This window comes from Lelliottia nimipressuralis, from assembly GCF_004115925.1.
Lineage (GTDB): Bacteria > Pseudomonadota > Gammaproteobacteria > Enterobacterales > Enterobacteriaceae > Enterobacter > Enterobacter nimipressuralis.
Map to the genome: position 1 here is coordinate 112,205 of NZ_SDDX01000009.1, position 12,463 is coordinate 124,667.

Consider the following 12,463-nt stretch of genomic DNA (forward strand, 5'->3'; position numbering starts at 1 on the left):
GCGATGACTTCGTCTCAGGGAAGCAATGTCGGCATTACACATTTTTTTATCAAAGGGAGTCGTCATGTCATTACGTCATCTGTGCTCACCGCGTCTGCGTGGTTCTCTGCTGTTGGGTTCACTGCTGGTAGCGGGGTCGTTTAATGTTCATGCTGCAGAAGAGATGCTGCGAAAAGCGGTGGGTAAAGGCGCTTACGAAATGGCGGTCAGCCAGCAGGAAAATGCCCTGTGGGTTGCTACCACGCAAAGCCGCAAAACGGATAAAGGTGGCGTGGTTTACCGTCTTGATCCCGTCACACTTGAAGTGACGCAGGCCATTCATAACGATTTAAAACCGTTCGGCGCCACCATCAACAATGCCACTCAGACCCTGTGGTTTGGTAACACCACCAACAGCGCGGTAACGGCTATCGACGCCAAAACCGGTGAAGTGAAAGGGCGCCTGGTGCTTGACGATCGCAAGCGCAGCGAAACCGTGAAGCCGCTGCAGCCGCGCGAGCTGGTGGCCGATGACACCACCAATACCGTCTATATCACCGGTATCGGCAAAGAGAGTGTGATTTGGGTAGTGGATGGCGAAACGCTGAAACTGAAAGAGACCATTGCTAACACCGGCGCATTCAGCACGGGTCTGGCGCTGGATGCGCAGGCAAAACGTCTTTACAGCACTAACGCAGACGGCGAGCTGATCACCATCGATACGGCCACCAACAAAGTGCTGAGCCGCAAAAAAGTGCAGGACGACGGGAAAGAGCATTTCTACCTGAACCTGAGCCTGGATACCAAAGGGCAACGCGCGTTCCTGACCGACTCCAAACAACCGGAAGTGCTGGTGGTGAACCTGAAGGACGCAAGCGTGATTGAGAAAATCGCTGCGCCGGAATCGCTGGCGGTGCTGTTTAACCCGACGCGCAACGAAGCTTACGTGACGCATCGCGAAGCGGGCAAAGTCAGCGTGATCGACGCGAAAACCTACAAAGTCACGAAAACCATCGATACGCCAACCTTCCCGAACAGCCTGGCGCTCTCCGCTGACGGCAAAACGCTGTATGTGACGGTGAAACAGAAATCTACCCGTCAGCAGGAAGCCACCCAGCCTGACGACGTGATCCGTATCGCACTGTAAAGCGAGTGTGTTAGCCCTGCGCAAATCTGGCGCTATGGGTAAAAAAAAGGAAGGCCCAGGCCTTCCTTTTTTTATTGTTGCCGGGGAGCGGTGTCGCCTGGCACGGCCTGTAAAATCTTAACGCGACGTCTCTTCGATCAACGGCGCGTCGTGCTGAACATCATCCGCCAGTACCGGCGCGGTGCTGTGGATTTCGTTTACACGCTTACGCACGCCAAACCAGCCAGCAACCAGCAGCACCGCCAGCAGCGGAATGGTGGCGATGGTGTAGGTGCCGTTTGGATAGTCAAACGCCATCAGCGCCAGCACGCTCAACAGGAACAGCAGGGTCAACCACGAGGTCACCGGTGCGCCCGGCATCTTGAAGCTCACATCCGCCGCTTTACCTTCCTTGATCGCTTTGCGCAGGCGCATCTGGCACACCACGATAAACGCCCAGGAGGCGATAATGCCGATTGCCGCGACGTTCAGTACGATCTCAAACACCTGAGACGGCACCAGATAGTTCAGGAACACGCCAAAGACATACACCACCAGCGTTGCCAGAATCCCCGCGTACGGCACCTGCTGTTTGCTCATTTTCGACATGAACTTAGGCGCAGAACCGCCCATCGACATGGAGCGCAGGATACGGCCCGTGGAGTACAAACCGGAGTTCAGGCTCGAAAGCGCGGCGGTCAGTACCACGATATTCATGATGCTGCCCACGTAAGGCACGCCGAGCTTCGAGAAGAAGGTCACGAACGGGCTTTGACCCGCCTGATAAGCATTCCACGGCAGTAACAGCACCAGCAGTACCACCGAGCCTACATAGAACAGACCGATACGCCAGATGACGCTGTTGATCGCTTTTGGCACCATAGTCTGCGGATCTTTACATTCACCCGCGGCGGTCCCGACCAGTTCGATAGAGGCGAAGGCAAACACGACGCCCTGGACCAGCACCAGCGCAGGCAGCAGGCCGTGCGGGAAGAAGCCGCCGTTATCGGTTATCAGATGGAAGCCGGTTGCGCCGCCGTCGAGCGGTTTACCGCTGCCGAGGAACACCGTACCGACCACCAGGAAGATCACAATCGCGAGGACTTTCACCAGCGCGAACCAGAACTCCATCTCGGCGAACCACTTCACGCCAATCATGTTCATGGTGCCGACAATCGCCAGCGCGCCAAGGGCAAACACCCACTGCGGCACATCGCCAAACGCACCCCAGTAGTGCATATACAGCGCGACCGCGGTGATATCCACGATCCCGGTCATCGCCCAGTTGACGAAATACATCCAGCCCGCCACATAGGCTGCCTTTTCGCCGAGAAACTCACGGGCATAGGAGACAAAGCTGCCGCTGGAAGGGCGGTGCAATACCAGCTCGCCGAGCGCACGCAGAATAAAGAAGGAGAAAATACCGCACACCAGATAGACCAGTGCGAGAGCCGGGCCAGCCATTTGCAGGCGCGCGCCTGCACCGAGAAACAGCCCCGTACCGATAGCGCCGCCGATGGCGATCATCTGTACCTGACGGTTGCCCATCGCCTTGTGATAGCCCTCTTCGTGAGAGTTCAACCAGCGACGTTTCGCAGCGTGATGATCGGCTGCGTTTTTATTGCTTGTTTTCATTGAGATACCTGTTTACCTGTCTGAATCATCTTAGGGATGCCCGTACATGGCTGTCAGCAGACCAAACGATTGCTTCTGCGCAGCCAGATGTCGCCTTTCCAGTCATTCTGCGTATGGATAAGGCAAAACATGGCGAAGCATCCTACCCGCAATCCATAAGCGACGCAAAATATAACCGGTCTGAAAGTGATACGGATCGAATGAAATGGTGTGGTCAGAGCAGATGGGGATCACAACATGCTGAATAGTGACCAGTTTGCAGAGAAAATGACCCGTTAACTGCTGCTTTAATCATCAGGAGTGCTTAATAGTTGCGCAATGGCATTGATGAACTGAATTCATAAGCACAAGCTTTTCTGCGCTGTAGTGCTCATGAACCAATCCCTCTACAGTAAAAGCGTTAATCACGAAAACCCATGAGGAAAAAAGATGCAACAGCGACAACTCGGACAAAACGGTTTAACGGTTTCCGCACTGGGGCTGGGGTGTATGGGCTTAAGCTTCGGTTACGGCCCGGCGACGGACAAGGCGCAGGCCATTTCCCTCATCCGCGCAGCGGTAGAACGCGGCGTCACCTTTTTCGATACCGCCGAAGTTTATGGCCCGTATATCAACGAAGAGGTGGTCGGCGAAGCGCTGGCACCGGTGCGCGACAAAGTGGTCATTGCGACCAAATTTGGTTTTGACTGCGATCAGCCGGGCCAGGTACTTAACAGCCGCCCTGAACATATTCGCGCGGCGATTGAAGGATCGTTAAAACGTCTGAAAACAGAGGTGATTGACCTCTATTATCAGCACCGCGTCGATCCGGACGTGCCGGTGGAAGAGGTCGCGGGAACGATTGCCGATCTGATTGCCGAAGGTAAAGTAAAACACTTTGGCCTGTCAGAAGCGGGCGTCGACACCATTCGCCGCGCGCATGCGGTCTGCCCGGTCACCGCGCTGCAAAGCGAATATTCCCTGTGGTGGCGCGAGCCCGAGCAGGCAATTCTACCCCTGCTGGAGGAGTTAAACATCGGTTTTGTTCCGTTCAGCCCGCTGGGTAAAGGCTTCCTGACAGGGGCGATCAACGCCCAAACCACCTTCGACAGCAGCGATTTCCGCAACGTGGTGCCGCGCTTTAGCGAAGCCTCACGGCAGGCCAACCAGCAGCTGGTGGATCTGGTGCAGCGCCTGGCTGCCGAGCAGGGCGTGACAGCGGCGCAAATCGCGCTGGCGTGGTTACTGGCGAAAGCGCCGTGGATTGTGCCGATTCCGGGTACCACCAAATTGCATCGTCTGGAGGAGAACCTGGGGAGCGTGAACGTGACACTGTCACCTGAAGCGCTCGCCCGTATTAATCAGGCGCTGGCGAGCATTGATGTGGTCGGCGATCGCTACCCGCAGCATTTGCAGGCGCGCGTCGGCAAGTAATTTAGGTCTTACGCAGGGCGTCGACCAGCAGCGAAAACGCGGTGGTGTGCTGGCGGCGGCTCGGGTAGTAAAGGTGGTACCCGTCGAAATACGGGCACCATGCCTGCAGGGCCGGGATCAGGCGGCCCTTCGCAATGGCATCCTGCACCGTATCTTCCGGCACATACGCCAGCCCCAGACCTGCCTCGGCGGCATCAATCCGCTGCGGCAGGTTATTTAACGTCAACTGACCCTCCACCCGCACGCGTATCTCTCGCCCGTCTTTTTCAAATTCCCAGGCATACAGGCCACCGAGGGTAGGCAGGCGCATATTGATGCATGTATGGTTTGCCAGCTGCTCCGGCGTTTCGGGCATGCCGTGGCGCGCAAAATAGTCCGCCGATCCCACCACTGTCATCCGCATATCCGGCGCGATGCGCACCGCAATCATATCTTTGGCGATCTGTTCACCCAGGCGCACGCCCGCATCAAAACGACCATCAACGATATCCGTCAGACCGTTGTCGACGGTGACCTCAACGTGAATATCCGGGTATTGCAGCATAAAGGGTTTCAGCACCGGCCACAGCACCGCCGACATAGCGTGCTCCCCGGCGGTAATGCGAATGTTCCCGGCGGGTTTGTCACGCATCTCGCGCAGGGCCGTCAGTTCCTGTTCGATCTCCAGCAGGTGTGGGCTTAAGCGCATAAAAAGCTGCTCGCCGGCTTCGGTCGGGGCCACGCTGCGGGTGGTGCGCGTGAGCAGGCGCATATCCAGACGCGCTTCAAGATTGCGCATTGCGTGGCTCAGTGCCGACTGCGACACGCCAAGCTGGGCAGCGGCGCGGGTAAAACTCCGCTCGCGAGCGACTACCATAAACGACAGCAGATCGTTGAAATTGTCTTTCAGCACGGCGAGGCTCCCGATATATGAATTTGGCTCATGGTTCCTTTCTGATTATGCAGTCTAATGCTGCTCCCAGGTTTGCGCTACTGTTAACGCATCAGCAAAACAGGAGACAACATGAAAATTATCCGAAGTGGTTCGTTACCCTCAGCCCGTGGCCCGGAAGCGTGGTTTAGCGGAACCGTGCGCGTCGATGCGCCGTTTCAGGCAACGGAACCTGCGTCCGTCGGCGGCGCGACGGTGACTTTCGAGCCGGGTGCGCGCACCGCCTGGCACACCCATCCGCTGGGACAAACTCTGATTGTGACGCAGGGACGCGGCTGGTTACAGGAGTGGGGCAAAGACGCCGAGGCGCTGAACCAGGGCGATATCGCCTGGATACCGCCTGGCGTAAAACACTGGCACGGGGCCAGTTCACAGACTGCGATGACGCATATCGCCATCGCCGAATCCGTGAACGGCAGCCCGGTGGAGTGGCTGGAAAAAGTGAGCGACGAGGAGTATCAGGGGCGTTAACCGCCAAATACCGCAATCGCCTGTTGCAGCCGTGTGGTGCGCTCCGTCAGGTGATTAGCGGCGCGGGTAACGTTATCGACCATCCCCGTATTGTTGTGGGTCATCACGCCGATTCGGGAAATAGACTCGTTGATGAGCGTCAGGGCCAGCGTCTGTTCCTGCGTCGCATGGCCGATCTCTTTGATCAGCGACGTCACCTGTAACACATTGCCAATCATCGCCGTAAGGTGGGTTTCGGTCTGTTCGACCATTGCCACACCGGCATTAACGCTGGCGACGTTCTTCTCGATCAGCGTTTTGATCTCTTTCGCCGCCGAGGCCGAGTGCTGCGCCAGGTTGCGCACTTCGGCAGCCACGACCGCAAAACCACGGCCCGCTTCGCCCGCGCGCGCCGCTTCTACGGCGGCGTTGAGCGCCAGAATATTGGTCTGGAAGGCGATTCGGTCGATCACGCCAATAATATCGACAATCTGACTGTTATCTTTTGAGACCGACTGCATCATGCCGATGGTCTGCTTCATGGCGGTTTCGCCGCTGTGGGCGCTGCTGCTGGTGCGGTCGGCCATATGGATTGCTTCCCCGGCGGTTTGCGCGGTTTGCTCTACGGCGCTGGCGATCTCCTCCACGGCGGCAGCGGTTTGCTGCAAATCATCAGCCATCTCTTCAGAGCGCGCCTGTAACGCTGCACCTTCTTTCGCCACCTGCTGGCTGATGGTGCTGATCCCGGCAATTTGCGTACCGACGTCATCGACCAGAGAATTTAAATTCAGCCCCGACTGATTGACCAGGCGCATCATCATGCCCACGTCATCGACACGATCAAAATGAAAATAAGCGGGTTTTCGCCCGGAAACGACCTGTTGCATCTGGCGGACAATCTTTTTAAGAGGGCGGCAAACCTGTGCATTCAGATATAAACCCAGCGCAATAAAGAGCGCCATCAGCCCGGCGATTTGCATCACACCTTTCGGTAATAAAAGGGATACCAGTAACGCAAGCAGAGCGGTAACGGCAATACCGTAATTGACTCTTTTCGCCGTGCTTATTTTTTTAAAGAGAGAAATAAAAGAGAATAACCCGCGACGAACCAGTAAGCCTTTATAAAAACGATGGCGGGTAAGCTGGTTATTTCTGACCCGCTGATAGAGATGTTCAGCGGCGTCTATCTCATCGCGCGGGGGGATATTTCGCACGGAAATATAACCGGTCAGCGTTTCGTTTTGATACACCGGCGTGACGTTGGCACGCACCCAGTAGTGATCGCCGTTATGGCGGCGGTTCTTGACCAGCCCAGTCCAGCTCTGGCCCTGCTGGAGCGTAAACCACATATCCCCAAAGGCGTCAGGCGGCATATCCGGGTGGCGAATGACATTGTGCGGCTCGCCAATAAGATGTTCTTCTTTATAGCCGCTGGCTTCAATAAACGCAGAGTTGGCATAGGTAATATGGCTCTGCGTATTGGTGGTCGACATCAGCGTCGACCCTTCGTTAAGTAAATACTCGCTTTGTGTAACAGGAGTGTTATTTCTCATGAAAAACTCCATGGTGATGTCAAAAAAACATAAAAGCCGCCCGAAAAATATTCAGGCAAGACAAAAGTTATTGTTGTGTTTATTACGGCCTGCGCATTCTTCCACAAAACAGGGTGAACAAGAAAGCACCTGAATTAACTATTTTTTATCTATTAAATATTGCTTATGTAATGAATTTGCAAAAAAAGAGTGCCGCCATTTTTAATGGCGAATGAAATTCTCTCCTTAAGTTAAATATTAAGTGAAATATGAATAAACCACGGAAATTGAACTCCCGAAATACACTTTCGTTAACATGGACAGATCGCGGCGGCTAATCTGTTCTGCGCGATAGGCTTATGAAGAGAAGGGGGATGCATTTCTGATTTCCGGCAAACTAAATGTAAATTAATTGTTTCTCAGAGGTGAAATCCGCCTTTAATAATGGCGACATGTTAAGTCAAACGAGAGCACAACATGTCCTGGCGAATCAGCATTCTGGATAAAAGCCCTGTGGCGGTTAACGAAACGGCCGCCGACGCGCTGGCGCGTACCCTGAGTCTGGCAAAACAGGCCGAAGCGCTGGGTTTTCACCGCTTCTGGATTGCCGAACATCACAATACCGCGCAGCTGGCCAGCCCCTCGCCTGAGCTACTCATTGCCTGGATTCTGGGACAAACCAAACACATCCGCGTCGGCTCTGGTGGCGTGATGCTGCAACATTACAGCCCGTACAAAGTGGCGGAAAACTTCAACGTGCTGGCGTCGATTGCCCCTGGCCGCGTCGATTTGGGCGTCGGGAAAGCGCCCGGCGGTTTGCCGCTCTCCACACGTGCCCTGCAACAGGGGCTGCATCAGGACGAAAAGGGGAGTTTTGCCGATCAACTGACCCAGCTCGATCGCTGGCTTACCCCATCAACTGACGTGCAGGACGACAGCGTCAAAGCCACGCCATTGCCCTCTGCGCCCGCGGAGAAATTCCTGCTCGGCGCAAGCATTGAAAGCGCGCAACTGGCGGCGAAACTCGGCTGGAATTTTGTCTTTGCCGCCCATCTCAACGGGGATGTGAATCTCCTGCGCGACGTGCTGGAAACCTGGCGCACTCACAGCGCGCTTAACGCCATCGTGGCGGTTCAGGCCATCGTCGCACCGACTCAGGTGCAGGCCGATGCGCTGGCGGAAAAAGTGGAAGTGTGGGGCGTTGAGCTGGCGAACGGCCAGCGGGTAACGGTCGCCAGTGAAGAGCAGGCCTACGCCTTTGCGCGACAGGCCGAAAGCGAACCGCTGCGCATTGCCCGTCGCGCCCAGTCGCTGATCAAAGGCACGCCGGAATCGGTGCTCAATGAACTGGAAAACCTGCACCAGACCTGGGGCATCGACGAATTTATTATTGATACGCCCGTGGCGGACGGACTCGCCCGCACACAATCCCTGCGCTTACTGGCGCAGGCCAAATTTGCCGGGGAGGTGCTGGTATGAGCCTCGGACAACAGCTGATCGACTGGCGCCGTGAACTGCACCGCCATCCTGAACTGTCAGGGCAGGAAGTCGAAACCACCGCCCGTCTGCGCCAGTGGCTGTCGGGGGCCGGGATCACCGTGCTGCCGTACGATCTCCAGACCGGGATCGTCGCCGAAATTGGTCAGGGCCAGAAACAGATTGCCCTGCGCGCAGACATCGACGCGCTGCCGATTGAGGAGCGCAGCGGTGTGGAATTTAGCTCGCAGAATCCGGGCGTAATGCATGCCTGCGGTCACGATATTCACACCAGCGTGATTCTGGGCGCAGCGTTGCAGCTCAAAGCTCGCGAAGCCACGCTGCCGGGGCGGGTGCGCATTCTGTTCCAGCCCGCCGAAGAGAATTTTGGCGGTGCGAAAAGCCTGGTCCGCGCCGGTGCGCTTCAGGATATCAGCGCGATTTTCGGCATGCACAACGAACCCGGTTTGCCGGTAGGGGCCTTCGCCACGCGCGGCGGGCCGTTTTACGCCAACGTCGACCGCTTTGTGATCCGCGTGACCGGTAAAGGGGCGCACGCCGCCCGTCCGCACGAAGGCTCCGACGCTATTCTGCTCGCCAGTCAGCTCGTCACCGCCCTGCAAAGTGTCGCCAGCCGTAACGTCAATACGCTGGATTCCGTGGTGCTGAGCGTGACGCGCATCGAAGGCGGCAACACCTGGAACGTACTGCCGGAGAGCGTGGAGCTGGAAGGGACGCTGCGCACCCATCGCATTGAAGTGCAGCAGAACGTCAAAGCCCGTGTCGGCGAAATCGCTGCCGGTTTTGCCAGCGCCTTTAACGCGCAGATTGATATCACCTGGTACGCCGGTCCGACCGCGCTGGTGAACGATGAACGCTGGGCCGATTTCGCCACCTCTGTAGCGCGCGAAACGGGTTACGAAACACAGCACGCAGAGCTGCATATGGGCGGTGAAGATTTTGCCGTCTATTTACAGCACATTCCCGGCGCGTTCGTCAGCATTGGCAGCAACAGTCCTTTCGGTTTGCACCATCCGGGTTTTAATCCGGACGAGGCCTTAATCGAACCCGCCGCGCACTATTTCTCGCAGCTTGCAGAAAAAGCATTACATCAAATTTAACCAGTAAGGGGTGACTATGTCTGCAACACGACAATTGCGTCTTGGAACCATATTGCATGGCGCATCGGGAAATATGTCCGCCTGGCGTCATCCGGCAGCCGTGGCTGATGCCAGCATTAATTTTAATTTCGTCAAAGAGACGGCGTTAAAAGCGGAAGAGGGGAAACTCGATTTTTTATTCGTCGCCGATGGACTTTATATTAATGAAAAGTCGATCCCGCATTTTCTGAATCGCTTTGAGCCGTTAACTGTTTTATCCGCCCTGGCGAGCATCACTTCGCGTCTGGGGTTGGTCGGAACGCTGTCGACCTCTTACAGCGAGCCGTTTTCCGTCGCGCGACAGTTTGCCAGCCTTGACCATCTGAGCAACGGGCGTGCGGGCTGGAACGTGGTCACCTCGCCGCTGGAAGGCTCAGCGAAAAACTTCTCTCGCGAAAAACATCCCGAGCACGCTCTGCGCTATCGCATCGCCGATGAGTATCTCGACGTCGTGAAAGGGCTGTGGGACTCCTGGGAAGAGGACGCCTTTGTGCGCAATAAAGCGAGCGGGCAATTCTTTAATCCGCAGAAATTACACACGCTGGATCACCACGGTGATTTCTTCCAGGTCGCCGGGCCGCTGAATATTGGCCGCACACCGCAGGGCCGCCCGATTGTGTTTCAGGCGGGGGCCTCGGAAGACGGCAAAAAACTGGCGGCGAAACATGCCGACGCCATATTTACGCATCACGAAACCTTAGACGAAGCCAAAGCCTTTTATCGTGACGTGAAATCTCAGCTGGAATTAAACGGCCGCCGCGCTGATGAACTGCATATTTTCCAGGGCGTGAGTGTGATTGTCGGAAAAGATGCCGCAGACGTGGAAGAGCAGTATCAAACCACCGCCGCGCTGGTGTCGATAAACGACGCACTGAATTACCTCGGACGTTATTTCGAGCATCACGATTTTAGCCAGTATCCTCTCGACGAACCTTTCCCGGATATCGGCGAGTTAGGGCAAAACAGTTTCCGCAGTACCACCGATGAGATCAAACGTAACGCCCGCGAGCGGAACCTGACGCTGCGCCAGGTGGCGCTGGAAGCGGCATCCCCGCGCCCGCGTTTTTCCGGCACTGCGGAAGAGGTGGCCGATGGCCTGCAGCAGTGGTTCGACGCCTACGCCGCAGACGGTTTCATCATTCAGGGCGGTACGCCAGACACCTTCCCGCGCTTTGTCGATCAGGTGGTGCCGCTCCTGCAGGCTCGCGGACTGTTCCGCACCGACTATCCGGGCACCACGCTTCGCGAAAGCCTGGGGTTAGACCAGCCAAAAAATCAGTTCACACAACAATAAGAGAAGACACGCTATGCAGAAAACCTCGCTCGTTCTGGCGCTCGCGCTGGCCTTTACCCCTGCCGTCTGGGCAGAAAATGTGAACATTAACGGCACCGGTGTGAGCATTGAGGCCAATAAAACGCCGGTGAACACCGTCAAAAACGGCGATGCCGTGGCGCAACTGCCGAAAGATTATCGCTTTGCGGTGCCGGGGAAGTTCACCGTCGCCGTGGCGGGGCTGAACCAGCCGCCGCTTACCGTGTTCTCCGATGACAACAAAACCCTGCTGGGTAGCGAAGTGGACGTTGCGCGTCTGGTGGCCGACAGCCTCGGGCTGGAGCTGAACGTGGTGCCGACCTCCTGGGAGGACTGGCCGCTCGGCGTGGCATCCGGAAAATATGACGCGGCGATCAGCAACATCACGGTGACCAAAGAACGCAAAGAGAAGTTCGATTTTGCTACCTATCGAAAAGACTCCCTCGGTTTCTACGTCAAATCGACCAGCCCGATTAAATCCCTTGAGAAGGCTGAAGACATCGCCGGGCTGCGCATTATTGTCGGCTCTGGTACCAATCAGGAAGCGATTCTGCTGGCGTGGAACGCGGAAAACCTCAAAAAAGGGCTGAAGCCGTTCACTCCGGTCTACACCAAAGACGACGCGGCGCAAACGCTGGCGTTGCAGTCCGGGCGGGCTGATGCGTTCTTCGGGCCGAATGTGATTGGCGCGTGGAAAGCGGCCCTGACCGGCAAAACCAAACTGGTGGGCAGCGTGGATGGCGGCTGGCCGAAAGCGGCGCACATCGCCGTGACGCTGAAAAAAGGCTCCGGGCTGGTTGAACCGGTGCAAACGGCGCTCAACGGTGTGATTAAAAACGGGGATTACGACAAGGTGCTCAACCGCTGGGGCGAAGGTGTCGAGCGTATTCCGAACTCAGAAGTGAACCCGGCCGGGCTGGGCGACTAAGGAGGCCACATGAGCGATCTTTTTCGCGACGTTTCGCCGGAAGATGCCGATCTTCAGCCCATCATTGACGGGCTGTTCGGAGAGTACGCCGCCCGTTACGGCGACTACTTTTCCAAAGACGCGGAAATCGAACTGACCGAGTGGTATCTGCCGCCGCAGGGGCTGTTTATCGTGCTGGAGCGTGACGGCGAGATCATCGCCACCGGTGCGTACAAACCCTTTGACTCGCACACCGCCGAGATCAAACGCATCTGGACAAACAAAACGCTGCGCCAGCAGGGGCTGGCCGCGCGCGTGGTGCAGGAGCTGGAGCGCAGGGCGGTGCTGGCGGGTTACAGCGGTATCTACCTCACTACCGGTTTTCGTCAGCCGGAGGCGGTGAGGCTCTATCTGAGCCAGGGCTACGCGCCGCAGTTCGATCTCGAGCGCGATCCGGAAGAGTACAGCCAGCCCCCCTTTGACGGGCGTCTGCGCTTCACCAAAACGCTGGTTCGCGAAGCGTTCAGTAAATCCGCATGAGG

Annotated in this window: 9 protein-coding genes and 1 pseudogene; 7 read left to right on the plus strand and 3 right to left on the minus strand. The window is 56.7% G+C overall.

Going from position 1 to position 12,463, the window contains the following annotated elements:
* Positions 1-64: 64 nt before the first annotated feature.
* Complete coding sequence (gene yncE / locus ETG88_RS09220) at positions 65-1,126, plus strand: 7-bladed beta-propeller protein YncE (RefSeq protein ID WP_102103788.1); 1,062 nt, start codon at positions 65-67, stop codon at positions 1,124-1,126.
* 117 nt (positions 1,127-1,243) lie between these two features.
* Here yncE and ansP read toward each other — a convergent pair whose 3' ends face one another.
* On the minus strand, positions 1,244-2,740 hold the full coding sequence (ansP, locus tag ETG88_RS09225) for an L-asparagine permease (protein WP_129035246.1): 1,497 nt from the start codon (positions 2,738-2,740) through the stop codon (positions 1,244-1,246).
* 429 nt (positions 2,741-3,169) lie between these two features.
* Between ansP and ETG88_RS09230 the strand changes: the two genes are divergently transcribed.
* Positions 3,170-4,153: an aldo/keto reductase gene (locus ETG88_RS09230; protein WP_129035247.1), complete on the plus strand. Its 984-nt coding sequence runs from the start codon at positions 3,170-3,172 to the stop codon at positions 4,151-4,153.
* Between the two features lies 1 nt (position 4,154).
* Here ETG88_RS09230 and ETG88_RS09235 read toward each other — a convergent pair whose 3' ends face one another.
* On the minus strand, positions 4,155-5,045 hold the full coding sequence (locus ETG88_RS09235; RefSeq protein WP_129035248.1) for a LysR family transcriptional regulator: 891 nt from the start codon (positions 5,043-5,045) through the stop codon (positions 4,155-4,157).
* A gap of 111 nt (positions 5,046-5,156) precedes the next feature.
* On the opposite strand from ETG88_RS09235, the gene ETG88_RS09240 reads away from it, so the two are divergent.
* A complete protein-coding gene (locus ETG88_RS09240) occupies positions 5,157-5,555 on the plus strand; it encodes a (R)-mandelonitrile lyase (RefSeq protein WP_129035249.1) in 399 nt (132 codons plus the stop codon).
* On the opposite strand, the gene ETG88_RS09245 is transcribed toward ETG88_RS09240, so the two are convergent.
* Positions 5,552-7,087, minus strand: coding sequence for a methyl-accepting chemotaxis protein (locus ETG88_RS09245; protein ID WP_129035250.1), 1,536 nt, complete (start codon positions 7,085-7,087; stop codon positions 5,552-5,554). The two genes, ETG88_RS09240 and ETG88_RS09245, sit on opposite strands and share 4 nt — an antisense overlap.
* A gap of 456 nt (positions 7,088-7,543) precedes the next feature.
* On the opposite strand from ETG88_RS09245, the gene ETG88_RS09250 reads away from it, so the two are divergent.
* The 4 genes and pseudogenes from ETG88_RS09250 (at position 7,544) to ETG88_RS09270 (ending at position 12,461) form a co-directional block, all read left to right on the plus strand.
* Complete coding sequence (locus ETG88_RS09250) at positions 7,544-8,545, plus strand: LLM class flavin-dependent oxidoreductase (protein WP_129035251.1); 1,002 nt, start codon at positions 7,544-7,546, stop codon at positions 8,543-8,545.
* The gene (locus ETG88_RS09255) at positions 8,542-9,663 is read left to right on the plus strand and encodes a M20 peptidase aminoacylase family protein (protein ID WP_129035252.1); all 1,122 of its coding nucleotides are present in this window, start codon (positions 8,542-8,544) and stop codon (positions 9,661-9,663) included. Before ETG88_RS09250 ends, ETG88_RS09255 begins: the two co-directional genes overlap by 4 nt.
* A 16-nt stretch (positions 9,664-9,679) precedes the next feature.
* Positions 9,680-11,942, plus strand: a pseudogene (locus ETG88_RS22440) (NtaA/DmoA family FMN-dependent monooxygenase).
* Positions 11,943-11,951: 9 nt separating this feature from the next.
* Positions 11,952-12,461: a GNAT family N-acetyltransferase gene (locus ETG88_RS09270; RefSeq protein WP_129035255.1), complete on the plus strand. Its 510-nt coding sequence runs from the start codon at positions 11,952-11,954 to the stop codon at positions 12,459-12,461.
* The last annotated feature ends 2 nt before the right edge of the window (positions 12,462-12,463 follow it).

Bases quoted from the DNA above. Each gene is read 5' to 3' on its own strand.
- yncE (WP_102103788.1), top strand. From the start codon at position 65: ATGTCATTACGTCATCTGTGCTCACCGCGTCTGCGTGGTTCTCTGCTG.
- ansP (WP_129035246.1), bottom strand. From the start codon at position 2,740: ATGAAAACAAGCAATAAAAACGCAGCCGATCATCACGCTGCGAAACGT.
- ETG88_RS09230 (WP_129035247.1), top strand. From the start codon at position 3,170: ATGCAACAGCGACAACTCGGACAAAACGGTTTAACGGTTTCCGCACTG.
- ETG88_RS09240 (WP_129035249.1), top strand. From the start codon at position 5,157: ATGAAAATTATCCGAAGTGGTTCGTTACCCTCAGCCCGTGGCCCGGAA.
- ETG88_RS09245 (WP_129035250.1), bottom strand. From the start codon at position 7,087: ATGAGAAATAACACTCCTGTTACACAAAGCGAGTATTTACTTAACGAA.
- ETG88_RS09250 (WP_129035251.1), top strand. From the start codon at position 7,544: ATGTCCTGGCGAATCAGCATTCTGGATAAAAGCCCTGTGGCGGTTAAC.
- ETG88_RS09255 (WP_129035252.1), top strand. From the start codon at position 8,542: ATGAGCCTCGGACAACAGCTGATCGACTGGCGCCGTGAACTGCACCGC.
- ETG88_RS09270 (WP_129035255.1), top strand. From the start codon at position 11,952: ATGAGCGATCTTTTTCGCGACGTTTCGCCGGAAGATGCCGATCTTCAG.